The 26,439-nt window shown below is 64.1% G+C and carries 27 protein-coding genes and 1 tRNA gene; 14 read left to right on the top strand and 14 right to left on the bottom strand.

Translation table 11 applies throughout. From position 1 onward, the window contains the following. Nucleotides 1–65: 65 nt before the first annotated feature. Nucleotides 66–2,450, bottom strand: coding sequence for a phosphoenolpyruvate synthase (gene ppsA, locus ECTOBSL9_RS05965; RefSeq protein ID WP_063464298.1), 2,385 nt, complete (start codon nt 2,448–2,450; stop codon nt 66–68). Between the two features lie 135 nt (nt 2,451–2,585). On the opposite strand from ppsA, the gene ECTOBSL9_RS05960 reads away from it, so the two are divergent. The 7 genes from ECTOBSL9_RS05960 (at nt 2,586) to fnr (ending at nt 8,386) form a co-directional block, all read left to right on the top strand. Then, entirely contained in the window at nt 2,586–3,536 is a 951-nt protein-coding gene (locus ECTOBSL9_RS05960) for a LysR family transcriptional regulator (protein ID WP_063466038.1), read from the top strand. Nucleotides 3,537–3,709: 173 nt separating this feature from the next. After that, a complete protein-coding gene (locus ECTOBSL9_RS05955) occupies nt 3,710–4,138 on the top strand; it encodes a RimK/LysX family protein (protein ID WP_063466037.1) in 429 nt (142 codons plus the stop codon). 32 nt (nt 4,139–4,170) lie between these two features. Next, nucleotides 4,171–5,700 (top strand): inactive transglutaminase family protein, encoded by a 1,530-nt coding sequence (locus ECTOBSL9_RS05950; protein ID WP_063464297.1) that lies wholly within the window; start codon nt 4,171–4,173, stop codon nt 5,698–5,700. Next, nucleotides 5,697–6,662, top strand: coding sequence for an alpha-L-glutamate ligase-like protein (locus ECTOBSL9_RS05945; protein ID WP_063464296.1), 966 nt, complete (start codon nt 5,697–5,699; stop codon nt 6,660–6,662). Before ECTOBSL9_RS05950 ends, ECTOBSL9_RS05945 begins: the two co-directional genes overlap by 4 nt. Further along, on the top strand, nt 6,659–7,060 hold the full coding sequence (locus tag ECTOBSL9_RS05940; protein ID WP_063464295.1) for a CrcB family protein: 402 nt from the start codon (nt 6,659–6,661) through the stop codon (nt 7,058–7,060). Before ECTOBSL9_RS05945 ends, ECTOBSL9_RS05940 begins: the two co-directional genes overlap by 4 nt. After that, on the top strand, nt 7,057–7,461 hold the full coding sequence (locus ECTOBSL9_RS05935; protein ID WP_063464294.1) for a CrcB family protein: 405 nt from the start codon (nt 7,057–7,059) through the stop codon (nt 7,459–7,461). The genes ECTOBSL9_RS05940 and ECTOBSL9_RS05935 overlap by 4 nt, the downstream gene beginning before the upstream one ends. A gap of 139 nt (nt 7,462–7,600) precedes the next feature. Then, nucleotides 7,601–8,386, top strand: coding sequence for a fumarate/nitrate reduction transcriptional regulator Fnr (gene fnr, locus ECTOBSL9_RS05930; protein ID WP_063464293.1), 786 nt, complete (start codon nt 7,601–7,603; stop codon nt 8,384–8,386). A gap of 16 nt (nt 8,387–8,402) precedes the next feature. On the opposite strand, the gene ECTOBSL9_RS05925 is transcribed toward fnr, so the two are convergent. The 3 genes from ECTOBSL9_RS05925 to ECTOBSL9_RS05915 all read right to left on the bottom strand — a co-directional run bounded on the left by ECTOBSL9_RS05925 (nt 8,403) and on the right by ECTOBSL9_RS05915 (nt 11,880). Next, nucleotides 8,403–8,891, bottom strand: coding sequence for a hypothetical protein (locus ECTOBSL9_RS05925; RefSeq protein ID WP_063464292.1), 489 nt, complete (start codon nt 8,889–8,891; stop codon nt 8,403–8,405). Between the two features lie 27 nt (nt 8,892–8,918). Then, nucleotides 8,919–9,683 (bottom strand): SDR family NAD(P)-dependent oxidoreductase, encoded by a 765-nt coding sequence (locus ECTOBSL9_RS05920; protein WP_063464291.1) that lies wholly within the window; start codon nt 9,681–9,683, stop codon nt 8,919–8,921. A gap of 139 nt (nt 9,684–9,822) precedes the next feature. Then, nucleotides 9,823–11,880 carry a TonB-dependent receptor gene (locus tag ECTOBSL9_RS05915; protein ID WP_082829766.1) on the bottom strand — a complete coding sequence of 686 codons (2,058 nt, stop codon included), beginning with the start codon at nt 11,878–11,880 and terminating at the stop codon, nt 9,823–9,825. A gap of 125 nt (nt 11,881–12,005) precedes the next feature. Here ECTOBSL9_RS05915 and ECTOBSL9_RS05910 point away from each other — a divergent pair. Continuing rightward, a tRNA-Thr gene (locus ECTOBSL9_RS05910) sits at nt 12,006–12,081 on the top strand. Between the two features lie 82 nt (nt 12,082–12,163). Here the strand turns inward: ECTOBSL9_RS05910 and ECTOBSL9_RS05905 are convergent. Then, the gene (locus ECTOBSL9_RS05905) at nt 12,164–13,111 is read right to left on the bottom strand and encodes a dihydroorotate dehydrogenase (protein ID WP_063464290.1); all 948 of its coding nucleotides are present in this window, start codon (nt 13,109–13,111) and stop codon (nt 12,164–12,166) included. Between ECTOBSL9_RS05905 and ECTOBSL9_RS05900 the strand changes: the two genes are divergently transcribed. Then, nucleotides 13,110–13,574 carry a tRNA (cytidine(34)-2'-O)-methyltransferase gene (locus ECTOBSL9_RS05900; protein ID WP_063464289.1) on the top strand — a complete coding sequence of 155 codons (465 nt, stop codon included), beginning with the start codon at nt 13,110–13,112 and terminating at the stop codon, nt 13,572–13,574. The genes ECTOBSL9_RS05905 and ECTOBSL9_RS05900 overlap by 2 nt on opposite strands. Here ECTOBSL9_RS05900 and ECTOBSL9_RS05895 read toward each other — a convergent pair. From ECTOBSL9_RS05895 to ECTOBSL9_RS05875, 5 genes are all read right to left on the bottom strand, one after another. Next, nucleotides 13,571–14,572, bottom strand: a complete 1,002-nt coding sequence (locus ECTOBSL9_RS05895) for an NAD(P)H-dependent glycerol-3-phosphate dehydrogenase (protein WP_063464288.1) — start codon at nt 14,570–14,572, stop codon at nt 13,571–13,573. The genes ECTOBSL9_RS05900 and ECTOBSL9_RS05895 overlap by 4 nt on opposite strands. A 14-nt stretch (nt 14,573–14,586) precedes the next feature. Further along, a complete protein-coding gene (gene secB, locus ECTOBSL9_RS05890) occupies nt 14,587–15,114 on the bottom strand; it encodes a protein-export chaperone SecB (protein WP_063464287.1) in 528 nt (175 codons plus the stop codon). An 82-nt stretch (nt 15,115–15,196) separates the two neighbouring features. Then, entirely contained in the window at nt 15,197–15,472 is a 276-nt protein-coding gene (gene grxC, locus ECTOBSL9_RS05885) for a glutaredoxin 3 (RefSeq protein WP_371259004.1), read from the bottom strand. 29 nt (nt 15,473–15,501) lie between these two features. Then, complete coding sequence (locus tag ECTOBSL9_RS05880; RefSeq protein ID WP_025283059.1) at nt 15,502–15,930, bottom strand: rhodanese-like domain-containing protein; 429 nt, start codon at nt 15,928–15,930, stop codon at nt 15,502–15,504. A gap of 76 nt (nt 15,931–16,006) precedes the next feature. Further along, the gene (locus ECTOBSL9_RS05875) at nt 16,007–16,321 is read right to left on the bottom strand and encodes a helix-turn-helix transcriptional regulator (RefSeq protein ID WP_025283060.1); all 315 of its coding nucleotides are present in this window, start codon (nt 16,319–16,321) and stop codon (nt 16,007–16,009) included. Between the two features lie 117 nt (nt 16,322–16,438). On the opposite strand from ECTOBSL9_RS05875, the gene ECTOBSL9_RS05870 reads away from it, so the two are divergent. The 5 genes from ECTOBSL9_RS05870 to ECTOBSL9_RS05850 all read left to right on the top strand — a co-directional run bounded on the left by ECTOBSL9_RS05870 (nt 16,439) and on the right by ECTOBSL9_RS05850 (nt 20,923). Further along, nucleotides 16,439–17,629 (top strand): murein hydrolase activator EnvC, encoded by a 1,191-nt coding sequence (locus ECTOBSL9_RS05870; protein ID WP_063464285.1) that lies wholly within the window; start codon nt 16,439–16,441, stop codon nt 17,627–17,629. A 95-nt stretch (nt 17,630–17,724) separates the two neighbouring features. After that, entirely contained in the window at nt 17,725–19,026 is a 1,302-nt protein-coding gene (locus ECTOBSL9_RS05865; RefSeq protein WP_063464284.1) for a S41 family peptidase, read from the top strand. A gap of 1 nt (nt 19,027) precedes the next feature. Beyond that, entirely contained in the window at nt 19,028–19,861 is an 834-nt protein-coding gene (locus ECTOBSL9_RS05860; protein ID WP_063464283.1) for a divergent polysaccharide deacetylase family protein, read from the top strand. Continuing rightward, nucleotides 19,801–20,355, top strand: coding sequence for a DJ-1 family glyoxalase III (locus ECTOBSL9_RS05855; protein WP_063464282.1), 555 nt, complete (start codon nt 19,801–19,803; stop codon nt 20,353–20,355). The genes ECTOBSL9_RS05860 and ECTOBSL9_RS05855 overlap by 61 nt, the downstream gene beginning before the upstream one ends. A 118-nt stretch (nt 20,356–20,473) precedes the next feature. Then, the gene (locus tag ECTOBSL9_RS05850; protein WP_063464281.1) at nt 20,474–20,923 is read left to right on the top strand and encodes a hypothetical protein; all 450 of its coding nucleotides are present in this window, start codon (nt 20,474–20,476) and stop codon (nt 20,921–20,923) included. 126 nt (nt 20,924–21,049) lie between these two features. Here ECTOBSL9_RS05850 and glmS read toward each other — a convergent pair whose 3' ends face one another. The 4 genes from glmS to atpD all read right to left on the bottom strand — a co-directional run bounded on the left by glmS (nt 21,050) and on the right by atpD (nt 26,404). Continuing rightward, nucleotides 21,050–22,882, bottom strand: coding sequence for a glutamine--fructose-6-phosphate transaminase (isomerizing) (gene glmS / locus ECTOBSL9_RS05845; RefSeq protein ID WP_063464280.1), 1,833 nt, complete (start codon nt 22,880–22,882; stop codon nt 21,050–21,052). Between the two features lie 146 nt (nt 22,883–23,028). Next, nucleotides 23,029–24,402 carry a bifunctional UDP-N-acetylglucosamine diphosphorylase/glucosamine-1-phosphate N-acetyltransferase GlmU gene (gene glmU / locus ECTOBSL9_RS05840; RefSeq protein ID WP_063464279.1) on the bottom strand — a complete coding sequence of 458 codons (1,374 nt, stop codon included), beginning with the start codon at nt 24,400–24,402 and terminating at the stop codon, nt 23,029–23,031. 175 nt (nt 24,403–24,577) lie between these two features. Beyond that, the gene (locus ECTOBSL9_RS05835) at nt 24,578–25,009 is read right to left on the bottom strand and encodes a F0F1 ATP synthase subunit epsilon (RefSeq protein WP_063464278.1); all 432 of its coding nucleotides are present in this window, start codon (nt 25,007–25,009) and stop codon (nt 24,578–24,580) included. Between the two features lie 12 nt (nt 25,010–25,021). Next, on the bottom strand, nt 25,022–26,404 hold the full coding sequence (gene atpD / locus ECTOBSL9_RS05830; protein ID WP_063464277.1) for a F0F1 ATP synthase subunit beta: 1,383 nt from the start codon (nt 26,402–26,404) through the stop codon (nt 25,022–25,024). Between the last annotated feature and the right edge of the window lie 35 nt (nt 26,405–26,439).

Below are 26,439 nucleotides of genomic sequence, written 5' to 3'. Positions count from 1 at the left end.
GAAAGACAGCCCCCCTCCCCGCCGGGGAGGGGGTTGGGGTGGGGGGCAGGTGCGCCCCCTCAGCCTCAGGCGTCCTTGCGGCCCTTCTCGTCACCGGCCAGGCGCAGCCAGGTCTCCACCACCGTATCCGGGTTCAGGGAGATGGACTCGATACCTTCCTGCATCAGCCATTCCGCCAGGTCCGGATAGTCGGACGGGCCCTGACCACAGATGCCCACGTACTTGCCGGCCTTGCGGGCGCCCTGGATGGCCTGGGACAACAGGGCCTTCACCGCCGGATCACGCTCGTCGAAGGTGGCGGCCACCAGACCGGAATCCCGGTCCAGGCCCAGGGTGAGCTGGGTCAGGTCGTTGGAGCCGATGGAGAAGCCATCGAAATACTCCAGGAACTGCTCGGCCAGCACCGCATTGGAGGGGATCTCGCACATCATGTAGATCTTCAGGCCGTTCTCGCCGCGCTTGAGGCCCATTTCCTCCAGCAGCTTGATGACGCCATCAGCCTCACCAAGGGTGCGCACGAAGGGCACCATGATGACCACATTGGTCAGGCCCATCTCGTCGCGCACCTTGCGCACGGCGCGGCATTCCAGTTCGAAGCAGTCGCGGAAGTTCTCCGACAGGTACCGGGAGGTGCCACGGTAGCCGATCATCGGGTTTTCTTCATCGGGTTCATACTGCTCGCCGGCCAGCAGGTTGGCGTATTCGTTGGACTTGAAGTCCGACAGGCGCACGATCACCGGCTTCGGGTTGAAGGCGGCACCCAGGGTGGCGATGCCTTCCACCAGTTTTTCCACATAGAAGGTCACCGGATCGTCATAGCCGGCAATGCGGCGGGAGATCTCGTCCTTGAGGTCGCCGGAGAGGGAGTCGAAATTCAGCAGCGCCTTGGGGTGCACGCCGATCATGCTGTTGATGATGAACTCCAGGCGCGCCAGCCCCACACCGGCGTTGGGGATGTTGCGGAAATGGAAGGCACGGCCCGGGTTGCCCACATTCATCATCACCTTGCAGGGCACTTCGGGCATGGAGTCGGCGCGGGTCTGGGTGATCTCGAAATCCAGGATGCCCTTGTAGATGCGACCCTCGTCGCCCTCGGCGCAGGACACGGTGGCCTCCTGGCCATCCTTGATGCGTGAGGAGGCATCCCCACAACCCACCACGGCAGGGATACCCAGTTCGCGGGCGATGATCGCCGCGTGGCAGGTACGGCCACCCCGGTCGGTGACAATGGCGGCAGCCCGCTTCATCACCGGCTCCCAGTCCGGGTCGGTCATGTCGGTGACCAGCACATCGCCGGCCTCCACCTTGTGCATGTCGTCGAGGTCCATCACCACGCGCACCTTGCCGGCGCCCATGCGCTGACCGATGGCACGCCCGCGGGCGATGACTTCGGTGCGGGGCGAGCGGATGCGGAAGCGTTCGATCACCTGGCCGTCCTGACGGCTCTCCACCGTCTCCGGGCGGGCCTGGACGATGTAGAGTTCGCCATCCACGCCATCCAGGGCCCATTCGATATCCATGGGGCGACCATAGTGCTTCTCGATGATCACGGCCTGACGGGCCAGTTCCTCGAGTTGCTTGTCATTGATGCAGAAACGGTTGCGGTCGGCGTCGTCCACGGGGATGGTCTGGGTGCTCTGACCGTCCTTGCCGAAGGTCATCTGGATGGCCTTGCTGCCCAGGTGGCGACGCAGCACGGCGGGGCGCCCGGCCTCCAGGGAAGGCTTGTAGACATGAAATTCATCCGGGTTGACCGAACCCTGCACCACCGTCTCGCCCAGGCCCCAGGAGGCGGTCACGAAGACCACGTCGCGGAAACCGGATTCCGTGTCCAGGGTGAACATGACGCCCGAGGCGCCGATGTCGGAGCGCACCATGCGCTGCACGCCGGCGGACAGGGCCACTTCGGAGTGATCAAACCCCTGGTGTACGCGATAGGAGATGGCCCGGTCGTTGTACAGGGAGGCAAACACCTCGTGGATGTGGTGCAGCACGCTGTCCAGGCCGTGGATGTTCAGGAAGGTTTCCTGCTGGCCGGCAAACGAGGCATCCGGAAGGTCTTCGGCGGTGGCCGAAGAACGCACGGCCACGGTGAATTCATCACCGGCCGCCTCTTCCATCATCCGGTTCCAGGCTTCGCCGATGGCCTCGTTCAGGGCCGGCGGGAACGGGGTTTCCACCACCCACTGGCGGATCTTGGCACCGGCCTCGCGCAGGGCGTTGATGTCATCCACGTCCAGACTGGCCAGCTCATTGTTGATGCGGTCCGCCAGGCCTTCGTGACGCAGAAACTCGCGGAAGGCATGGGAGGTGGTGGCAAAGCCGCCAGGAACACGCACGCCGGCTTCGGACAGGCCGCGAATCATTTCCCCCAGGGATGCGTTCTTCCCTCCCACATCGGGAACGTCGTTCATGCCCAGATCTTGGAACCAGATCACATACTTATCCATGGTCCTGCCCTTTGCCTCTTACGTTGGAATGTGATTGTAGCCGGGACCGTAGCTTGAAGACGAGTATTCAGCCAAGCTATTGCCCCATGAATCAGTCTTGTGTTTCTTAATAGTAACATTGATGAGGAGAAGATCATGGGCTCGGTGCCCAACCTCTACTACAAGCAGAACCGCCTCAAGCAGCTGCGGGCCTTCTGCCGGGCCGCCCGGCTGGGCAGCATTTCCATGGCTGCGGAGTCGCTTTTTCTCAGCCAGCCAGCCGTTTCCCTGCAGATACAGGCACTGGAGCGTGAGTTCGACACCATTTTATTTGAGCGCCGTGGCCCGCACATCAAGCTCACCCCCGAGGGGGAGGCCTTGTACAAACTGGCCGATCCGCTGGTGGAAGGTGTGGACAAGCTGCACGAGACCTTTGCGGCGCGATTCGGTCGCCTGGAATCGGGTGAACTGAACGTGGCGGCGGGGGAGTCCACCATCCTCTACGTGCTGCCTGACCCGTTGCGGCGCTTTGCCGAGGTGCATCCGCATATCCGCATCAAGTTGCATAACGTGACCGGGCGCGACGGGTTGGCGATGCTGCATCGGGATGAAGTGGATTTCGCGGTGGGTTCCATGCTCGAGGTGCCCGATGGCATCACCTACCAGCCCATCGTGGATTATCATCCCAAGCTCATCGCCCCGCTGGACCACCCCCTGGCCCAGAAGACCGGCCCGATCAGCCTGGAAGACATCAGTCCCTTCGGGCTGATCCTGCCACCACGGCATCTGTCCACATGGCGCATGGTGGACCTGGTGTTTCGCCAGCATAACGTGGATTACCACGTATCCCTGGAGGCCGGGGGCTGGGAAGTCATCAAGAAGTACGTGGAACTGGGCCTCGGCATCTCCATCGTGACGGATGTCTGCCTCACCGGTGAGGAGCCCCTGGCCGCCATACCGCTGGATCACTACTTCCCCGCCCGCAGCTATGGCGTGGTGCAGCGCCTGGGCCGACACCTCTCCCCCCAGGCCAAACGGTTCATCCACTTCATGGAACAGGCCTATACCGGCCAGCCGCAGGTCCGGGATACGGAATTGAAGACCTGAAATGGGGTCTTCGTCAACGTTCCGGGATGGCGCCCCCACCTAAAATTGTGAACCATTACCGAAATGCAACGGAGGTAGAAATGAAATGGATGGTACTCGCCGCCCTGTTCGGCGCCCTGCTGACGCCCACGGCTGGGGCCAGTGATGACAAGGACACACTGGATACCGAGCAGATGCGCATTCTGGGCTGGGTGGAAAATGTCGCCCTGATGCCGGAAGGGATCGTACTGGAGGCGAAGATGGACACCGGCGCCACCACCAGTTCGCTGAACGCGCTGAACAAGGAGACCTTCGAGCGTGACGGCAAGGATTGGATCGCCTTTGACATCATCGACCCGGATGATGAGAGCAACAAGATCCGCCTGGAGAGGGAGATCACCCGGCATGTGCGCATCATCCGTCACAGTGGCAACCATCAGCGGCGTCCAGTGGTCGAGATGGGCCTTTGCATGGGGGATGTGTACCGCAAGAAGGAGGTCAGCCTGATTGACCGCACGGCATTGAGCTATCAGCTGCTGGTGGGCCGCAACCATATGGCAGGTGCCATCCTGCTGGATTCCAAGGACAAGTACCTGCAGGCCCCGGACTGCAATCTCGACTGATCCAGTCCCACGCGCCACCCCAAGGACACCGCATGAAGCGATTTCACCTGCCCCTGCTGATCATGGCCCTGGTTGCCATGAGCCTGACGATCTTCTACCACAAGGCCTTCAACCTGGGATTCCCGCTGACGCCGGCCCAGACCACCAACAACTGGATCGTGGAGGCACGGGTTGGGTTCGAACCCACGGGTGGCGCGGTGACGGCGCGGGTGTTCATCCCGGATCAGCCCAAGGGGCTGGCCATCCTGGACGAGAACTTCATCTCCCGGGGCTATGGCCTTACCACCGGGCTCGTAGGTGAGAACCGCGAGGCGGTGTGGACCACCCGCCAGCCCAGTGGGCGGCAGGTACTCTACTATCGGACCACTGTTTATCAGCTGGACCGTGACCGACGCCGCGATGCCCCCTACCCCGGTCCGGTCACCCCCCCGGAATGGGATGAACCCTACGCCTCGGCTGCCGAGGAGGTGATCACGCGGGTACGCGCCCGGTCGGCCGACATCACCAGTTTTGCCACGGTGCTGGTTCGTGACCTGAAGCAGGTGCCCGATGAGAACATCAGCCTGTTCGTATCCAACTCGGACAGCGACCGGGCCAAGGTCCGCACCGCCATTGACCTGCTGGCCGGGGCGCGCATCCCGGCACGCATGGTCCATGGCATTTCCCTCACCGAAAGGGCCCGGGACCTGCAGCCGCAAACCTGGCTTGAGGTGCACAACACCCGCAAGTGGGTACCCATCAACATCCATGACGGCAGCGTGGGGTATCCGGAAAACTTCCTGGTGTGGTGGTACGGGGACGAGGACCCGGTGCGACTGAGCCGGGCGCGCAACCCGCAGATCAGCTTCGCGGTGACCCAGAACTACATGGACGCCATCGACGTGGCCCAGCAGCGGGCCCAGGTCATGGATTCCCGGCTGATGGACTTTTCCCTGTTCAACCTGCCGGTGCAGACCCAGAACATGTACCGGGTGCTGCTGCTGGTCCCCCTGGGCGCCATGATCATCGTGCTTCTGCGCAACATCGTGGGCGTGCAGACCTTTGGCACCTTCATGCCGGTGCTCATCGCCCTCTCCTTTCGGGAGACGGAGCTTCTGGGCGGCATCATCCTGTTCACGCTGATCGTCTCCCTGGGGCTCGCCATCCGATTCTACCTGGACCGGCTCAAACTGCTGCTGGTACCCCGATTGGCCTCGGTGGTCATCGTGGTGATCATGCTGATGCTCACCCTGAGCATCCTCAGCCATAACCTGGGCATTGAGCACGGGCTGTCGGTGGCCCTGTTCCCCATGGTGATCCTGGCCATGACCATCGAGCGCATGTCCATCGTCTGGGAGGAGCACGGCCCATCGGACGCCATTCGCCAGGGCATTGGCAGCCTGGCGGTGGCGGCCGCCGCCTATCTGCTGATGATCAACCCCACGATCGATCACCTGTTCTTCGTCTTCCCGGAATTGCTGCTGATCGCCCTGGCAATCACCCTGCTGCTGGGCCGTTATACCGGCTACCGGCTCAGTGAACTGGTGCGCTTCAAGGCCTTCAAGGGAGAAAAGGCCCCATGAAGTGGTTCATCTCCCCGCGTGAACTCCGGCGCAAGGGCGTGGTGGGCATGAACCAGCGCAATGCCGACCTGATCGCCGAACTGAACCCCCGCCATCTCTACCCTCTGGTGGACGACAAGCTGCGCACCAAGCAATTGGCCCTGGAGGCAGGCATGGCCGTGCCTGAACTGTATGGGGTGATCGAAACCAACCACGACATCCGTCACCTGCCCCGCATTGTGGCGCGCAGTGATGACTTCGTGATCAAGCCCGCCCATGGGGCCGGGGGCAACGGCATCCTGGTGATCACCGGGCGCCTGCGGGACAGCTTTCGCAAATCCAGCGGCCGCATGGTGGATCTGGAGGGTGTAGGTCACCACGTGTCCAATGTGCTCAGCGGCATGCACAGCCTGGGCGGTCAGCCGGACAAGGCCATGGTGGAATACCGGGTGAAATTCGACCCCCTGTTCGAGAAGGTCAGCTATCAGGGCGTACCGGACATCCGCACCGTCGTCTACAAGGGCTACCCCATCATGGCCATGGTGCGCCTGCCCACCCGGGATTCCGATGGCAAGGCGAATCTGCATCAGGGAGCGGTAGGCGTGGGCGTCAACATGGGTACGGGGCGCACTGGACAGGGGGTATGGCATAACCGCATCGTCGACGTGCATCCGGACACCGGCGCCCCCATCCAGGGCCTGCAGATCCCCGGCTGGGACACCTTGCTGGAAATGGCTGCACGGTGCTTCGAGATCACCGGCCTGGGCTATCTGGGCGTGGACGTGGTGCTGGATCGGGAACGGGGGCCGCTGATGCTGGAACTCAACGCCCGCCCGGGCCTGGCGGTTCAACTGGCCAATGGTTCCGGGCTGGGTGAGCGGGTGCGCTTGATCGAATCACTTCACAGTGAAGGGCTCAGCCCCCAGCGCCGCGCAGCGCTGGCACAGGAGTGCTTCTCAGGCTCAGCCCAACCCGCGGCATGAGCATGATCACCGCTGAAACCCTGATGGGTGTTCTCCTGGGCAGCGCCGCGGGCGGCGTAGCCCGCTTCCAGGTGGGCGCCTGGGTCACGCAGCTCACCGGCACGGCATTCCCCTGGGGCACACTGGTGGTGAATGTCAGCGGCGCCCTGGCCGCCGGGGTGCTCATCGCCCTGTGGCCCTTCGACCACACGGCCTCGCCGGGGCTGTTTGCCCTGATGATGCTGGGCTTTCTGGGGAGCTATACCACCGTATCCTCCTTCGCCCTGCAAACCCTCAACTTGGCCCAACAGGGACGCTCACTCCAGGCCGCAGGCAATGTCCTGGCCTCGGGCACGGCGTGCCTGGGGGCGGCCTGGCTGGGATACCAACTGACAATGCTTATGGCGGGCCACCCATGAGACTGTATCTGGCCATCGCCGCCGGCACCGCCCTGGGGGGACTGACCCGCTACCTGGTGGGGGTTGCCGTGGTGGGCGGTATGGGCCTGGTGCATCCTGTCGCCACCCTGACCGTCAACGTGCTGGGCTGCCTGTTGATCGGCGCCTTCGCCACCCTCACCGGGCCGGGCGGGCGCCTCAAGGTAAGCCCCACGATCTACCAGGCGGTGGTCACAGGATTCCTGGGGGGATTCACCACCTTTTCCATGCTCAGCGTGGAAACCCTGGATTGGGCCTACCAGAACGGGTTAACCTCTGCGGCCATTGCCATGGGCCTGCACCTGATCGCGGCCCTGGCGGCGGCCTGGCTGGGCCATGGTCTGGCCGCCCGTTTCAACGCCTCTCGCCCACATAACACGTGACACCATCCTGAACCCTGGGCCGGCAGGCGGAATCGAGTCTCCCTAGCAGGCTTGTACCTTAGTGCTAAACTCAAGTATGTTTGTTCGGGCCATCAGCCTTTTCCGGACAAGCGGTCGAATCCACTTGACGAGTACAGCCATGACCCCGAGCAATGTCATGAACATCAAGAATCTCAAACAGGCCTGCAAGGCCTGCAGTCTGGGTGATCTATGCCTGCCGCTTGGGGTTCCCCTGGAGGACCTGGAGCTCCTGGAGGGCATCATCAGCCGCAAGCGTCCAGTGCATCGGGGCGATTTGCTCTACCAGGCGGGAGATCCTCTGGGCTGCCTGTACGCCGTGCGCTGCGGGTCGGTGAAGACCTTCGTGCTCACCGATGATGGCGAGGAACAGATCACGGGCTTTCATCTGCCCGGGGAACTCCTGGGGCTGGATGCCATCGGCGAGGGGGTTCACCCCTGCACGGCACTCTCTCTGGAAACATCCAGCGTCTGCGAGATCCCCTTCGAGGGGCTGGAGGCCCTGGCGGGACGCACGCCAGGACTGCAGCATCAGCTACTCAGGATCATGAGCCGCGAGCTGCAAAGCGACGAACAACTCATGACCCTGCTGGGCAAGCGGGCCTCCGACGCCCGCCTGGCGGCCTTTCTGCTCAACCTCTCCGACCGCTTCGGGCAGCGCGGTTTTTCCCGGCACGAGTTCAACCTGACCATGTCCCGCAACGATATCGGCAACTATCTGGGGCTGGCGGTGGAGACGGTGAGTCGCATGTTCAGCCGTTTCCAGAGCCAGGACCTGATCAGCGTGCGACGCAAGCTGATTACCCTGCACGATATCGAAGGCCTGCGACGCGTGGCGGGGCTGCATGGGCAGCCACAGTGCCCCGTGGAGTGCGAACAACGCCCCGAGGTCTCCGCGGGCAGCTGAAGCAGCCGCCGGGCGATTACCGATCCAGCTCGGAGGTCAATACGCGCCAGTCGATGGTGCCGAAGGCCACCTCGTATTCCAGCAGCATCTGCCCTCGCACATGGCCGTCTTCAAAGGTGGCCAGTACCCATCGGTCATTGAGGATATGGGTCTCATCCGGCACAAAGAACAGTGTGCCGCCCAGCACCGGATCATGATCAATGAGTTCCGGCTGCTGTACCAGATCATTCAGCAGGTCCTCCCGGGGCTGATTCAAGCCCAGCCGGCGCAGACGACGCTCCTGCCCCTGGGTGAGCCCCACAACGGCTGGCTGCTCCACCTGACCTGCCGTGATCTCGTTCAGGCGCATCTGCAGCGCCAGGATTTCCTGGTGAGCCTGCTGCACATCCCGCTCAAGACCAATGCCCCGATGGATGTAGATCATCGCGGTAATCAGCAGGAACAACATGAAACCGAACCACACCAGGCGTTCGGCGTGGGGCAGAAAGCGGGATTTTTCCGACATGGTCACTTCCTCGGGCTGTGATTCGGATCAATGGGCCGTGAGCCCGGCATCCACCAGGTAATGGGTGCCCGTCACACCACTGGAGGCATCGGATAACAGCAGCACCGCGACACCGGCCACCTCTTCATTGGTAACGTACCTCCCCAGGGGCATGCGCTCCACGAAGCCGGCCTTCACGTCATCACCGTGGCCGGGGCTGGCCTGATCCTCGATGGAGCGCATCATGCGGTTGTCCACGGGGCCGGGATTGACGGTGTTCACGCGAATGCCCTCGGGGCCCAGCTCGGCGGCGGCGGTGCGCATCATGCCCATCACGGCATGCTTGCTGGAAACATAGGGCGACAGGCCCGCCGCGCCACGCACGCCGGCCACACTGGCAGTGATGAGGATGGACCCACCCCCCACCCGGCGCAGCGCCGGCAAGGCGGCCAGGATACCCATGCGCACGCCATGAACATTGACCGCGAAGACCTTGTCCCAGTCCGCCTGCTCAAGACTGTCCATGGGGCCCACCCGCCCCTCGATGCCGGCGTTGAGAAAGACCGCGTTCACGGCCCCAAAGCGCTTTTCCGCCGCCTCGATCATGGCCTGGTTGTCGGCCTCGCGGCTCACGTCCACCGCCATGGCGGCGACGCCATCACCCAGTTCCCCGGCAAGGCGTTCCACCCCGTCGGGCTCCCGGTCCGTGAGCAGGAGCCGCGCCCCCTGGGCATGCAGCATTCGGGCGGTGGCCTCGCCTATGCCGCCCGCCGCGCCGGTGATGACCACGACCTTGTTCTCGAATGGCTTCATGTTCGCACCCTCCCTTCTGTGTGGCTCAGGCAACCCGATGGCTACCCCGTGTCATACCCTCATCTGTACACGTCTACCCCACCCGTGTCGAGACCGTGCCGGGATCGACGCAGGGTCGCGGCAGGGCCCATCGCTCTGATCAGCGCCACTGCACGCTCAGCCCGACTCCGTATTCCCGACCGGGGCCGGGCTCGTAATAACGGCCGCCCAGGGCGTTGATGCGAATGTTGCTCTGGTAGTCCTGATCGAAGAGATTGTTGACGGACAGATAGGGCACCACCCGGGCGTTCCCCGTTTCCCAGGCCCGCCCCAGGCGCAGATTCGTCAACACGTGCCCCGACACCCGCTCGGTGTTGGCGTTATCCGCGTAAAGCCGATCCACGGCGAGCATGTCCACGGTGACGAATCGCCCCTCGGGGCCCTGCCAGGCCAGTTCGGCGAATAGCTGCTGGCGCGGCACGCCGGGAAAGGCCTTGCCCGAGAAGTCCTCGCCCGATTCGTCGCGAAACTCCCTGAACCGATAATGCGACAGGGTGTAGGCCAGGGTCAGGCGCAGGGGATCCATGGGATACCAGGAGGCGCCGGCTTCCAGGCCGTGGCGTCTGGAGCGACCGGAGTTTTCGTAATAGTCACGCTCATCGTCCGACTGGTAGTTCACGATCTCATGACGCACCTGCGTGGTGAACACCGCCAGCTCGTAACGGCCCGTATCACCCCAGAAGCCCTTGGCACCCAACTCCAGGCTACGGGCCCGCTCCGGCTCCAGATTCGGGTTGAGACCCGTGCCGCCATCGGGATTGGCAAATTCGGTGAAGGTGGGGCTTTCGAACGAGGTGCCCAACTGGACGTAGAACTGGTGCCCCGGTGTCCAGGCATAGCCGAGCCCGGCGCGATAACTCCATTCACGGAAATCCTGGCGACCGGAGCGGTCCTCCCCCGGGTCGCTGAATCGGTCATCCACGGACATGCGCAGGCGGTCATGGCGGGCGCCGAGCACCAGATCCAGGCGATCCGTCAGCTCTACCCCCCCCTGAGTGAAGACTCCCAGGGAGCGGGCGCGTTCCAGCTGGTCGAATTGCTGCTCCCCCCGGATACCACCGTCCAGATTGTCAAAGCGCTGGCGGTCATCCCGCTGCTCGGCCAGGTCCACACCGGCGGTATAGAGGATGGGAAGGCTGCCGACCGTCGCCTGACGGGTGTAACGAGCGCCCAGGCCATGGTGATCCCGCTGGTAGCGCACCTGCCCCCCGCCCTCAAACGGCAAACGGTTGTTGAAGTCTCGCTGGCTCACAAAACCACGCAGTTCCAGCTCGTCGTCCGCACCCAGGGGGCGGGTGTAGGTGAGCCCCAGGGTCTGCTGTTCCGCGGACTGCCCGCCATCCCGAGCCAGGGAGGCCTCCCGTGCCTGCCGCCTGTCGTCCTGCACTTCTTCCCGGGTCAGCGATCCCGGGTCCTGGGTGTCCGGTGCATCCAGGGCACGCAGCACCGCCTCAATGCGGGCGCCATCGTCAAATTCGTAACCCAGCCTGGCATTGAGCAGCCGCTTCTCCACCCGGCTGTGATCCCGATAGCCGTCATAGCGCAGGTCCCAGCCACTGACACTGTACTCCCAGGGTCCCGCCTGATCTCCCGCCTTGATGCCCAGGCGACGCAAGCCATGGCTTCCAGCATCCACCTTGGCCTGCACGCCCTGCATATCCCGTCCTCGCTGGGTATGCAAATCCACCACCCCGCCGGCGGCGTTGCCGTACTGGGTGGAACTGGGGCCACGGATCACTTCTGCCCGTTGAAGGGACTCCAGATCAATGGCATCCACCTGAGACTGACCGTCCGGAAGGGTTTCAGGGATGCCATCCACGCGGATGTGCAGCCCACGCACACCGAAAGGGGCGCGGGCACCAAAGCCCCGGATGGACAGGCGGATATCCTGGGCGAAGTTGTAGCGGTTCTGCATCTGCAGGCCGGGGATGCGATTCAGGTATTCGTCCAGTTGCAGCCCTTGACGGCCCATGCCCACATCTTCGGGGTCCAGCAGACCGATGGCGGCGGGACTGCCCAGCCAGTCCCGCTCAAGGCGGGGGGCGCTCACCTGAACAGGGTCCAGGCCCACGGCCGTGTCGGCCCCTGTCCCCTCGGTCCCCGCAACCGGGGCTGCCATCAGCAGCAGCAAGGGCATGGCGAAAGCAGCAGGGATCATGGCAACACCTCCGATAAGACTCTGGGCACGGTCAATCTTGAGTCCGCAGGCTGGTTGTTGTAACCTTCGCGGGCTGTCGGAGAGGTTGGCCCGGGATGAACGTCCCTGGCAACATTCCCAGGCACGCCGGAGTAGCTCAGTTGGTAGAGCAGGGCATTCGTAATGCCAAGGTCGGGGGTTCGACTCCTCTCTCCGGCACCAACGCAAAGGGCGGCCCATGGGGCCGCCCTTTTTTGTTGTGGAGATCATCTTCGTGGTCATGGAAGCCTGGCACGAGGGGGCTTCAGTTCAGCTCCAGGGCCCCGGTGAGCTCCGACACATGGCTCATGCCATGGCGCTTGAGATAATCGCTGATACCGTGATTGATCTTGCCGCACAGCAGGGGGTCGTAGAACAGCCCCGTGCCCACCCCCACCGCTGTGGCGCCGGCCAGCAGGAACTGGATGGCATCATCGGCACTGGCCACCCCGCCCTGACCGATGATGGGCACCCCATGGGGCCGGGCCACCTGGTAGACCTGATGCACCCGCAGCAGGGCCACCGGCTTCACCGCCGGGCCCGACAGACCGCCCTGGTTGTTGCCAATCACCGTACGGCGACGCTCTGTATCAATCGCCATCCCCATCAGGGTGTTGATGGCCGAGAGGCCATCGGTCCCCGCCTCGATGCAGCGCCGTGCATTCCCGGCGATGTCCGTCTGATTGGGCGAGAGCTTGGTGATCAGGGGCTTTTGCGTCACCTTGCGGCAGGCCTCCACCACCCGGGCCGACATGTCCGGGTCGTTACCGAAGGCCACCCCGCCCTCCTTCACGTTGGGGCATGAGATATTGATCTCGATGGCATCCACCGGGGAGTCGTCAAACCGCTGGGTAACGCGGATGTACTCCTCAATGGTGGACCCGGACACATTGGCGATGAAGCGGGTCTCATCGAAATCCAGGTTCGGCAGGATCTCGTCCACCACATGGTCCACCCCGGGGTTCTGCAGGCCGATGGCGTTGAGCATGCCATCGGGGGTCTCGTACACCCGGTGCGGCGGGTTACCCAGGCGGGCGTCGCCCGTGGTGCCCTTGAGGCACACCGCCCCCACCTGGCGATTGGAGAAGCCCGCGACCCGGGTATACTCCTCGCCAAAACCGACGCAGCCCGAAAGCAGCACCAGGGGCGAGGCAAACGGCAGGCCGCAGAAATCGATGGCAAGGGCCTGTTTGTGATGGGTATCGACTGGCATGTTTCACATCGTCCTGTATCAACCGGAAATCCCGCCCAACACCGGCAACGTCATGCGCCTGGCGGCCAACACGGGCTGCCGCCTGCACCTGATCCATCCCCTGGGGTTCACCCTGGATGACACACGGCTGCGCCGTGCCGGCCTGGACTATCGGGATCTAGCGTCGGTGTCGGAGTATGACAGCCTGGGGGCGTTCTCGGAAGCTGTCGCCCCCCGGCGGTTGTTTGCCGTGACCACCCGTGGGCAACAGGGCCTGGGCGACACGCACTTCGAGGCGGGTGATGCACTGCTGTTCGGCCCGGAGACCCGGGGCCTGCCGGAGACGGTGCTGGCCGGGCTGCCGGCAGAGCGGCGGGTGAGAATACCCATGGTGCCGGACAGCCGCAGCCTGAACCTGTCCAACTCGGTGGCCCTGGTGGTGTATGAGGCCTGGCGGCAATGCGGCTATGCGGGCGGTGCCTAGAATTCCGGTTTGGGATCCCGGCTGAGCAGTTCCTCCACCGCCACGGTGGGAGGCAGTTGCTCGAACAATACCCGCGCCACCTGACTGCAGATGGGCATGTCCACACCCAGGGCCGAGGCCTTGGCCACGGCGATGCGGGCCGTGCTCACCCCTTCCACCGCCTGACCGATGGCCGCGATGGCCTCCTCCAGGCTCTGTCCCTGACCCAGCGCCATGCCCAGGCGGCGGTTGCGGGATTGATTGTCGGTGCAGGTGAGCACCAGATCCCCCAGACCGGACAGACCCATGAGGGTCTCGGTGCGGGCGCCGGTGGCGGCCCCGAGGCGCATCAATTCCGCCAGCCCCCGGGTGATCAGGGCGGCGCGGGCGTTGGCCCCGAAGCCCAGACCATCGGACACCCCGGCGGCGATGGCCAGCACGTTCTTGAAGGCGCCACCCAACTGCACGCCCACCACATCGTCGCTGGTATAAACCCGCAGGGTGCCGCCCGCCATCCACGTCATGGCGTCCTCAGCGAAACCCGTATCCGGCGAGGCCAGCGTGAGTGCCGTGGGCAGGCCCCGCGCCAGTTCACCGGCAAAGGAGGGCCCGGAGGCCACACCCCAGGGTCGATCCGACCCCAGTTCCTCCAGCACCAACTCATGCAGCCAGCGGGTACTGTCCAGATCCAGCCCCTTGGTGGCCCAGATCAGACCGCTCGAACCCAGATGTGGAGCAATGCGCTGGAGCACCGGGCCAAACCCACTACTGGGCACGGCCAGGAGCACCCGGTCAGCCCGGTCCACCAGGCCTTCCAGGTCCGATGTGGCCCCCAGGGTCTCGGGGAAGGGAACCTCCGGCAGATAGCGGGCGTTGCGACCCTCTGCCTGCATGGATCTGACGTGGTCGCTATCGCGACCCCACAGCCCCACATCGAGCCCCTTGCGAGCCAGATGCAGGGCGAGCGCCGTTCCCCAGGAGCCGGCGCCCACCACTGCCACATTCCGCACGTTGCTCATGGGGTCAGCCCGGATCAGTTCTGTGTGGCGATGCCCGCATCGCCGTTCCCACCCGCTGCAGGGGCCTGCTGCTGACCACGCACCTTCTGGGCATAGAGGGCATCAAAATTCACCGGTGCCAGCAGCAGCTGCGGGAAGCCACCGCGGGTGACCAGGTCGGAAATCACTTCCCGGGCAAACGGGAAGAGGATGTTGGGGCAGTAGGAAGAGAGCAGCGGCCCTTTTTGTTCGTCGGGAATACCGCGAACCATGAACACACCTGCCTGCTTGACCTCCACCAGGTAAGCCGTCTCGCCCTGGGACTTGGTGGTCACCGTCAGGGTCAGCTCCACCTCGTGCACACCCTTTTCATCCAGGGCGCGTGCCTGGGAGTTCAACTGGACATTGGTCTCCGGCTTCCACTCGCGGGTGAACACGCCCGGCGTACCCGGCGCTTCAAAGGAGATGTCCTTGGTGTAGATCTTCTGCAGCCCGAACTCCTGCTGCGGCTGACCCTGAGCGGCGCCGTCGGCGCCTGCATTCGGTGACTGGTTTTCCGACATGATAACTCCGCGGGCAAGTGAATGATTTGGAGGGCATGATAGGGTGCGCCCCCCCAGGGTGCAACGACTGACAGGGCGGGCTTTAAAGACCGAGGCGTTCGTCCAGTTCGCCCCGCTGGTCCAGTTCAACCAGATCGGTGTAACCGCCCAGGTGATCCTCGCCGGCAAAGACCTGCGGAACAGTATGCCGCCCGGAGCGCTCCTCCATCACACGGCGCTGCTCGGGGTCGTGATCAATGCGTATCTCCTGAAACTCCACGCCCTTGCCGCGTAGCAGGCGGCGGGCCATCATGCAGAAGGCACACCAGCCGGTGCCATACATGACCACGGTCATCGGCTTGGGGGAGGAGTCAGTCAACGGGCGTCACTCTCACGATCGCATCACGCTCAGCGCTTGCTCAGGGGGAGACCTTCGGATTGCCAGCCCAGCACACCACCGCGCAGATTGATGACCTTCTCGAAGCCATTCTTCACCAGGGTGTTGCAGGCCTGACCGGAGCGGGTGCCACTCTCGCAGTAGACGATGACGGTCTTGTCCTTGTGCTTGGCAATCTCGCTCAGGCGATCCTTGAGTTTGGTCAGGGGGATATGGCGAGCGCCGGAGATCTTGCCGGTCTTGCGTGCCTCCGCCTCTTCGCGCACGTCCAGCACCATGGAGTCGTCCTGATTCATGGCGCGCACCGCCTCCTGCGGGCCCATCGCCTGGAATTTCTGGGTGAGGCGGGAAAACTCGATGTAGCCCAGGGCGCCGATGACGGCGGCCAGCAGGCCGAACAACAGGGGGTGGTTGGCAACAAACTCCAGGTACTGGTCCATGAATCGCTCGGGCTGGGTCAATCATTGGGAGGTCCGCATTCTGCCCCCTTGGGGCCCCGCGGGCAAGCCAGAAGGCTCAGGCAGACCGGCAGAAGACCTCCTGCATCATCCCGATCAGGCGCAGGGTGCGGCCATCACCCACCCGGTAATACACCCGATTGGCGTCCTTCCGGGCCGAGAGAATACCCTTGTCCCTCAGGATGGCCAGATGCTGTGAGATATTGCTCTGGGAAGTGCCCACATGATCCACGATCTCCTGCACACTCACCTCGCGGTCCCCGAGTACGCAGAGGATCTTGAGGCGCAACGGATGTGCCATGGCCTTGAGCGAACGCGAGGCACGCTCGATATCCTCCTCCTTATCCATGAGGTCAGAACGATCGGATGGCATGGGTCCTGCCCTGTTTACGGGCTCGGCGGCATTGTTGGCAACTGGAACCGGCGGCATCGGATATCTCGTATATTAGTAGTGGTTAATCCAATTATGATCTTTATCAAAAATATTTCAATGGGCAGGCGGTCAAGAGGCATATTCAGGGCGACCACACTCATCATCCTGCTGGCCCTGTCCCACGCCGCCCATGCCAACCAGACCGACTGGGAACAGGCCCGCGAGCGCCTTCAGGAGGTGCAGCGGGAGATTGAAGAGGTTCGGGATGAACTGGAGAAGGCCCGGGGCCAACGGGGCGCCCTGGAGGCGCAGCTGCGCGAGACCGAGCGCGCCGTCAGCCGTGCGTCACGGGATCTGGCCGAAAGCGAGGTCGACCTGGAGGCAACCCGGGCGCGGCTGCGCACCCTGGAGGCCCGCGCCCGGGAAGAGGAAGCGCGCCTGGAAACACATCGCGAGGCCCTGGCACTGCAATTGCGGCGCGCCTACCAGGCGGGGCAGCAGGATCAACTCAAGCTGATCCTGAACCAGGAGGATCCCGCCAGGCTGGAGCGTATGCTTACGTACTACCGCCACTTCAACGAGGCCCGCGGCGAGCGCATCCATGAGGCCCGCGAGGCCCTGGCCGATCTGGCACGCACCCGGCAGGCCCTGGATCAGGTCAGGGTGGATCAGGCCCGGCAGCGGTCGGCCCGCCAGCGCCTGCAAACCGAGCTGGAAAGCCGCCGGGAGGAACGATCCGAGGCCCTCGCCGCGCTGCAGGCGGACATCGACGCCGCTGGCCAGACCCTCACCCAACTGGAAAGCGATCAGCAGGCACTGGAGGAACTGCTCCAGTCCCTGGACGAGGCGTTGAGCGACATCCCCGACGAATCCCTGATGGACGAGGCCTTCGCCGATCATCGCGGCCAACTGCCATACCCTGTCCCCGGCGAGATCCGGCACGAGTTCGACACGGCACGCGCCAGCGGCACCGGTCAGCGCTGGCGTGGCGTGGTGATCGCCGCCGACCGGGGGGATGCGGTAAAGGCCGTGCATCATGGGCGGGTGGCTTTCGCCGACTGGATGCGCGGGTTCGGCATGTTGTTGATCGTGGATCACGGCGATGGCTACATGACCCTTTACGGCCATAACGAAAGCCTGCACAAATCCCCAGGCGACTGGGTGCGAAGAGGCGACACCATCGCCCGCGCCGGTGACAGCGGCACGGATCAGGCCCCTGGCGTGTATTTCGAGATACGCCACGACGGCCAACCCGTGAACCCCGCCCGATGGTGCGACTCTAACCAGCGAATGGTAGGCTCTCGGTAACGGCGCATGCCAAAGTAACCGTCTGGCCGATTGAGGCCCTATCCCGATCATCCGCGGATTCCTCGCGTGCCGGGACTGTAGTGGAGTAAAAATATATGAAAACCCAAACCCGCGTGGGCGCAGGCCTGCTGATGGGCCTGATACTGGGCGTGATGCTCAGCGTCTCGTTCGGCGTGGTCGCCGACAGAAAGGAAGCCGCACAGGCCGTCCCCCTGGAGGAGCTGCGGGCATTCACGGATGTGTATATGCGCATCAAGCGCAATTATGTGGACGAGGTGGAGGACTCGGACCTGCTGCAAAATGCGATCCGGGGCATGGTTTCCGGGCTGGACCCCCACTCCACCTTTCTCAGTTCCGATGAATTCTCCGAGCTTCAGATTGGCACTCAGGGCGAATTCGGCGGGCTAGGCCTGGAAGTGGGCATGGAAGATGGCTTCGTCAAGGTCATCTCCCCCATTGACGACACGCCCGCCAGCCGGGCCGGCATGCAGGCCGGGGACCTGATCATCCGTCTGGACGACACCCCGGTGAAGGGGATGACCCTCAATGAGGCGGTCAACAAGATGCGCGGCCCCCGGGGCAGCGACATCACCCTGACGGTTGTCCGCGAGGGCCGCGAGGCCCCCTTCGAGGTGGAGATCACCCGGGACACCATCCGTGTGCAGAGTGTGCGCAGCGAGATGCTGGAACCCGGGTTTGGCTACCTGCGGGTAACCACCTTCCAGTCCCGCACCGCACAGATGCTGGTGGAAGAGGCGCGCAAGCTGCAGAAGGAAAGCGGCGGCCTCAAGGGCCTGGTGCTGGACCTGCGCAACAACCCGGGCGGCATCCTCAACGGGGCCGTGGGCGTTTCCGATGCCTTCCTGAACGATGGCCTGATCGTCTACACCGAAGGCCGCGTCAAGGACTCCCAGTTCCGCTACACCGCCTCCCCAGGAGATGTGCTCAACGGTGCCCCCATGGTGGTGCTGGTGAACGCGGGTTCGGCGTCGGCATCTGAGATCGTTGCCGGGGCCCTGCAGGACCATGAGCGGGCCATCATCATGGGCTCCTCCACCTTCGGCAAGGGCTCGGTGCAGACCATCCTGCCCCTGGAAAAGGGTCAGGCGCTCAAACTGACCACAGCGCGCTACTACACCCCGGCGGGCCGCTCCATCCAGGCTGATGGCATCGAGCCGGATATCAAGCTGGAGCAGATCACCCTGGCGGAGTCCGGCGAGCCCAGCGTCCGCCCCATCACCGAGGCTCAGTTGAATCGCCATCTGCGTGGCGCCGACCGTGACGCCGAGGACGAGGACCGTGTCGAGGCCCGCGAATCCCTGGCACAGCGGGACTACCAGCTCTATGAGGCCCTGAACATGCTCAAGGGGCTGGACATCCTCCAGGCGCGACGCTGAAGTGACGCGCCTGGCCGGGGCCAGCGTATTGGGGCTGCTGCTCTGGGCCCTGACGGGAATGGTCGCCCAGGTGATGGCCGGGGATAACCCAAGGCCGGTGATTGCGATCATCATCGACGACCTTGGCAACGACCCCCGGGAGGCGCGGCGCACGGCTGCGCTTCCTGGCCCCATCACCGTGGCGGTACTGCCCCACACCCCCCAGGCGCACAACGCTGCCATCTGGGCCCATGAACGTGGCCACGAAGTGATGCTGCACCTGCCCATGGAGGCCGACAGCGGGCACGATCCTGGCCCCGGGGCCATTTTCCGGCACATGACCGAACACGAGACCAGAGACGCGGTTCGCAAGGCCCTGGCCAGCGTCCCACACGCACGGGGCGTGAACAATCACATGGGCAGCCGCATATCCCGAGAGCCCCACCATCTGGCCTGGGTGATGGCCGAGGTGAGCGACACCGATCCAGCGCTCTATTTCGTGGACAGCCGCACCCATGCCCAGACCCTGGTGCGCCATGTCTCCACCTGGGCAGGCCTGCCCAGCACACAGCGGGATGTCTTCCTGGACGCCCAGCCCCACGACGCCGATTTCGTGCGCAATCAGGTGAAACTGCTTGCTCAGATGGCACGCATGCGCGGCCACGCGCTGGGCATTGGGCACCCCTACCCGGCAACGCTGGAGGTGCTGGAGGCGATGCTGCCTGAGCTGAAGGCTCAGGGTATCCGCCTGGTCACCGTCAGCGATTACCTCATAAGCAAGCAGGAGGTGAAACAATGGCACGCGTCCTTATCCCCATCACCCATGGAAGCGAAGAACTCGAAGCCGTCACCCTGATCGACCTGCTGCGCCGCGCCGACTTCCAGGTGGTGGTCGCCGGACTGGAACCGGGCACGGTGACCTGCTCCCGGGGCGTGATCCTCAAACCCGATGTGCTCCTGGACGAGGTTCTGGATGATCCCTTCGATCTGATGGTACTGCCCGGCGGTCTGCCAGGCGCCAACCGCCTGGATGCCGATCCCCGCATCCATGCTCTCCTGCACCGTCTGCACGATGAAGGCCGCCTCGTGGGCGCCATCTGCGCTGCGCCGAAGGTGCTCGGCAATGCCGGCCTGCTCAAGGGCCGCAACGCCACGGGTCACCCCTCTGTGGTGAAGACCCTGGACCTGCCCGACACCCGATTCAAGGAACAATCGGTGGTTGTGGATGGCAACATCGCCACCTCGCAAGGGCCGGGAACGGCCATGGAGTTCGCCCTGACCCTGATCGAATTGCTGGCGGGGGCCGACAAGCGTCGTGAGGTGGAGGGGCCGCTGTGTCGGTCTGATTAGGGGAGCGGCATCCCTGCCTTGGGAAGGGCAATACTTGACAATCACGCTCAGTCTTCTACATTAGGATCTGCTGATGCACTACGGGTCAGCTCGATTCCTGTTTTGGAGGAGGCATGCGATGAGTGGTCTGATTCCCAACTTTCCGATGGATGGCGTGGTCACGGTCAACCGGGTGATCCTCAAGCCGCAGTACACCGTGGACGATCTGGAGGAGCGGGTTGCGGTGCTCTGTGAAAACGTGAAGACCTATCATTCGGAGACTGGTTTCGTAGGTGGGTTCGTGGCCCTGAACAGCGGCAATGTTTCCAATGAAGGATCCACGGTGGGCCAGGCGGTGGAGAGCCCGCTCAAGGGCAAGGAGGCGCTGATCATCACCTTCTGGAACACCTTCGAGGACCATGAGCGCTCCCATCGCAGCGAGACGTTCCAGCCCCTGTTCCAGGAAGTGCTGGACCTGTGCGAGAACGGCAACGAGGAGATCGCCTACGAGGTGCTGTGGTCGGGCGCGGCTTACACCCCGGAAGAGGCCCGGGTCGCCCAGGAGGCAAAGGCGCAGCACGCGGCCTGAGCCGCCCCCCGGTGGCCGGTCGGCGTCATGAATTGCCGGCCACCGGTGCCTTGCTTAGTCCGCGCATGGCCCTCGATAAAGCCCCACTGGACCGTGAGCGCAAGACGCCCCGGATCCGCCGCTCCCCTACTCCACCGTCACCGACTTGGCCAGGTTGCGGGGCTGGTCCACATCGGTGCCCTTGAGTACGGCGGTGTGGTAGGCGAGCAGCTGCAGGGGCACCGTGTGGATGATGGCGGAGAGCCAGTCATCCACGGGGGGAACCGCCAGGCTCTGGATGGCGCCGTCACTGCCCAGGGCGGCCACGTCGTCGGTAAAGACCATCAGATGTCCGCCACGGGCCCGCACCTCTTCCAGGTTGGATTTGAGCTTTTCCAGCAGGTGGTTGTTGGGGGCCACCACCACCACGGGCATGTCGGCGTCCACCAGGGCCAGGGGGCCGTGCTTGAGTTCGCCGGCGGGGTAGGCCTCGGCGTGGATGTAGGAGATCTCCTTGAGCTTGAGGGCGCCTTCCAGGGCGATGGGGTAGTGGCAGCCCCGACCCAGGAACAGGGCATGGTGCTTGTCGGCCAGGCCCATGGCCAGGCGCTCGATGGGCGTATCCAGGGCCAGCACCTTTTCCAGGGCGGCGGGCAGGGCGCGCAGCTGCTCCACGAAGGCCTGGGCCCGGGCGGGCGCCAGGCCATGGTGGCGGCCCAGGGAGAGCACGAGCAGGAACAGGGCCACCAACTGTGTGGTGAAGGCCTTGGTGGAGGCCACGCCGATCTCGGGGCCGGCATGGGTCATGAGCACCATGTCGGATTCGCGCACCAGTGAGCTTTCCGGCACGTTGCAGATGGCCAGCGAGCCCAGATAGTCATCCTCCCGGGACTGACGCAAGGCCGCCAGGGAATCGGCGGTCTCGCCGGACTGGGAGATGGTCACCAGCAGGCAGTCGGGGAGCACCGCATGGCGCCGGTAGCGGAATTCACTGGCCACCTCCACCCGGCAGGGGAGGCCCAGCAGGCCTTCGATCCAGTAACCGGCCACCAGTCCCGCATGGTAGCTGGTACCGCAGGCCAGGATCTGCACCGATTTCGCTCGGGCCAGGATCTGTTCGGAGCCCGGCCCCATGATCCCCTCCAGCACCCCGTCGGGCGCCAGCCGTCCCTCCAGGGTTTCGGCCACGGCGCGGGGCTGCTCGTGGATTTCCTTGAGCATGAAATGGCGAAAGCGCCCACGATCGGCGGCACCTGCGGTGAGGGAACTCTCGGTCACCGGGCGTTCGGCGGCCTGGCCCTGTGGGTCCATCACCCGATAGGCGTCCCGTCGCAGTTCTGCGATGTCGCCATTCTCCAGGTACACGAAGCGTTGCGTGACCGGCAGCATCGCCTGGATGTCGGAGGCGATGAAATGTTCGCCAATGCCCAGACCGATGATCAGCGGGCTGCCCTCGCGCACGGCGATCAGCCGATCCGGCTCATCGCGGCTGATCACACCCAGGGCATAGGCGCCGCTGAAGTGCTCGGTGGACCGGCGCACCGCCTCCAGCAGATCAAAGCCCTGCTGGCAGTAGTCCATGATCTGGTGGGCGATGACCTCGGTGTCGGTATCAGAGGTGAATTCGAAGCCCCGAGCCTTGAGCTCGTCCCGCAGGGCCTGGTAGTTCTCGATGATGCCGTTGTGGACCACGGCGATGCGTTCGCCGCTCAGATGAGGATGGGCGTTGCGCTCCGTGGGGCCCCCATGGGTGGCCCAGCGGGTGTGGGCAATGCCCAGGGTGCCGCTCAGGCCGCTACCGGCCACCCGCTGCGCCAGGGCCTCCACCTTGCCTACGGAGCGTTCCCGCTGCAGGCGTCGCTGAGGGTCCATGACGACCATGCCCGCCGAGTCGTAGCCTCGGTATTCCAGGCGCCTGAGGCCTTCGATGAGGATGGGTTGGACATCACGTTGGGCGATGGCGCCGATGATTCCGCACATGGTGAATCCTTTTGTTTATGTCATAAGGGCGAGTATCTAGGCTGGGGGCTTCGTGCCCGCCGCGCCCCTCATCCCCGGCCCTTCTCCCCAGAGGGGAGAAGGGAGCTATAGCCCCTGCGCCCTGGGGTAGAAGAGTGTTGAGTCCGTCAACCGCCCTTCTTCGTCGGGCGCTGCCAGTCCGACCGGGTTTCCAGCGGCGCACGGGTCAGAGTGAGTTGCCCCGCCGGGGCATCGGCATTGATGGTGGAACCGGCGCCGATGGTGGCGCCCTCGCCCACCGTGACCGGGGCCACCAGGGCGGTGTTGGAGCCGATGAAGGCGCCATCGCCGATCACGGTGAGATGCTTGTTGGCACCATCATAGTTGCAGGTGATCGTCCCGGCGCCCACGTTGACGCCGCAGCCCACCTGGCTATCGCCCACGTAGCTCAGGTGGTTCACCTTGGAGCCCTCGCCCACCCGGCTCTTCTTGATCTCGACAAAATTCCCCACGTGCACCCCGGCCGCCAGTTCCGTGCCGGGGCGGATGCGTGCGAAGGGACCGATCCGGGCATCCGCCCCGATGTTCGCATCCTCCAGGATGCAATGGGGCTGGATGATGGTGCCCGGACCCACGACGACATTGCGCAGCACGCAATGAGCGCCCACCGAAACGCCCTGCCCCAGGGTGACATTGCCTTCCAGGATCACATTGACGTCCAGGGTGACGTCCTGCCCGGCGATGACCGCACCGCGGATATCCAGGCGCGCCGGATCGCGTACCGAGACGCCCGCCCGCATCAGGGTTTCGGCCTGACCACGCTGATAGGCACGCTCCAGGGCCGCCAGTTGCACCCGATCGTTGACGCCCTGGAACTGCTCGGGATCATCGGCCACCACCGCCGCCACCCGGGCACCATCCCCGGCAGCCAGTGAGATGCAGTCGGTAAGATAATATTCGCCCTGGGCATTGTTGCGGTCCACCCGGCCCAGCCAGTCTTCCAGCTGGCGGCGATGGGCGGCCATGAAGCCGGTGTTCACCTCGCGGATGGCAAGCTCATCAGCGGTGGCGTCCTTTTGTTCAACAATGCGTACCGGTTGCCCCATGGCGTCGCGCAGGATGCGTCCGTAACCCGTGGGGTCCTCCAGCATCATGGTCTGCACGGCCAGTTCATGGTCATCCAGGGCCTGCAGCAGCCGAGCCAGGCTATCCTGGGCAACCAGAGGTACATCCCCATAGAGGACCAGAACACGATCGTCCTGCCCGGCCTCAGGCAGAGCCTGGGCCACCGCATGCCCCGTGCCCAGTTGCTCGGTCTGCTCCACCCAGGTGACCGGGGCATCCGCCAGGGCCTGGCGAACCTGATCGCCCCCATGACCGTAGACGACGACGACACGCTCGGGCATGAGCGCCTGTGCGGTGTGGATGACATGCGCCAGCAAGGGCTGCCCAGCCAGAGGGTGCAGAACCTTGGGCAGGGCTGAGCGCATGCGCGTACCCTGGCCGGCGGCGAGGATGATGACGGTGGTTGGGGTGCTCACCTGGGGGCCTTCCCGGTATCTGTTCCAATGAAGTGTGGAAAGTCTACCGGAATGAGCGGAGGCGGGGGAACCGCCAGGGCCCGAAGACCGCTATCTGAGAGGCCAGAACGGCAAAAGGCCCCTCTCCCGAAGGCGAGGGGCCTTTATCACGAACGGGAACCTGCCCCGCCCGGCCTTACTGCTTGTTACTGCTGTTACGCAGCTTCTGGATCATGCGCAGGCGTGCAGCCGCCTCGATGAGCTCCGACTGGGCCTTGGCATAGTCGAAGTCCGCCTTGCGGTTGGCCAGTGCATCCTCGGCACGCTGCTTGGCCTCCATGGCCTCTGCCTCGTCCAGATCCCTGGCCCGGATGGCGGTATCCGCCAACACGGTCACCACATGGGGCTGAACCTCCAGCACACCACCGGAAATGAAGATGTTGTGCTCCTCACCGGAGTCCGACACCTTCACCCGGATCTCGCCCGGCTTGAGCAGCGAGATGTACTGGGAGTGACGAGGCATGACACCCACCTCGCCATGTTCTGCCGGCGCCACCAGCATGTGAGCTGTTCCGGAGTAGATGGACTCCTCCGCACTCACAATATCGACGTGAAACGTCATGGACATGGTTGCCCCCGCTTACTTGTTGAGCTTCTCCGCCTTCTCGACGGCCTCTTCGATGCTGCCCACCATGTAGAAGGCCTGCTCCGGGAGGTGATCGTACTCGCCGTCGACGATGGCCTGGAAGCCATTGATCGTGTCCTTGAGGGACACGTACTTGCCGGGCGAGCCGGTGAACACTTCCGCCACAAAGAAGGGCTGGGACAGGAAGCGCTGGATCTTACGAGCCCGGGACACCACCTGCTTGTCTTCCTCGGACAGCTCATCCATACCCAGGATGGCAATGATGTCCTTCAGTTCCTTATAACGCTGCAGGGTGTTCTGCACGGCGCGGGCCGTATCGTAGTGCTCCTGACCGATGATCAGCGGGTCCAGCTGACGGCTGGTGGAGTCCAGGGGATCCACGGCCGGATAGATGCCAAGCTCGGCGATCTGACGGGACAGCACCACCGTGGCGTCCAGGTGAGCAAAGGTGGTGGCCGGGGACGGGTCGGTCAAGTCATCCGCAGGCACGTAAACGGCCTGAATGGAAGTGATGGAGCCCTTCTTGGTGGAGGTGATGCGCTCCTGAAGAACACCCATTTCCTCAGCCAGGGTGGGCTGATAACCCACTGCGGAGGGCATACGACCCAGCAGTGCGGACACCTCGGTACCGGCCAGCGTGTAGCGGTAGATGTTGTCGATGAACATCAGCACGTCACGGCCTTCGTCACGGAAGTATTCCGCCATGGTCAGGCCGGTCAGTGCCACGCGCAGACGGTTGCCCGGGGGCTCATTCATCTGGCCATAAACCAGGGCCACCTTGTCCAGCACGTTGGAGTCCTTCATCTCGTGGTAGAAGTCGTTACCTTCACGGGTACGCTCCCCCACACCGGCGAACACGGAGTAACCGGAGTGTTCGATGGCGATGTTGCGGATCAGCTCCATCATGTTCACGGTCTTGCCCACGCCGGCACCGCCGAACAGACCCACCTTGCCGCCCTTGGCAAACGGGCAGAGCAGGTCGATCACCTTGATGCCGGTCTCCAGCAGGTCGGTGGAACCGGCCTGTTCTTCGTAGCTGGGTGCCGCACGGTGGATGGACCAGGAGTCCTCCGCCTTCACGTCGCCGGCGTTGTCCACCGGCTTGCCCAGCACGTCCATGATCCGGCCCAGGGTGCCCTTGCCCACCGGCACGGTGATGGCCTTGCCGGTGTTGGAGACGTTGATGCCACGGCGCAGGCCGTCCGTTGTACCCATGGCGATGGTCCGCACCACACCGTCACCCAGCTGCTGCTGAACTTCCAGGGTGAGGCCGACCTCTTCCACCATGAGGGCATCGTAGATCTTGGGCACGGAGTCACGGGGGAACTCTACGTCCACCACCGCGCCGATAATTTCAACGATGTTTCCAGCACTCATGTTGATAATCCTCTAGTCTTTCGAATCTTGAACCG

The sequence above is a fragment of the Ectothiorhodospira sp. BSL-9 genome, assembly GCF_001632845.1.
In the GTDB taxonomy this organism is placed as follows: domain Bacteria; phylum Pseudomonadota; class Gammaproteobacteria; order Ectothiorhodospirales; family Ectothiorhodospiraceae; genus Ectothiorhodospira.
The sequence above is the reverse complement of the archived record's forward strand: the minus strand, read 5'-3'. Positions and strand labels throughout refer to the sequence as shown.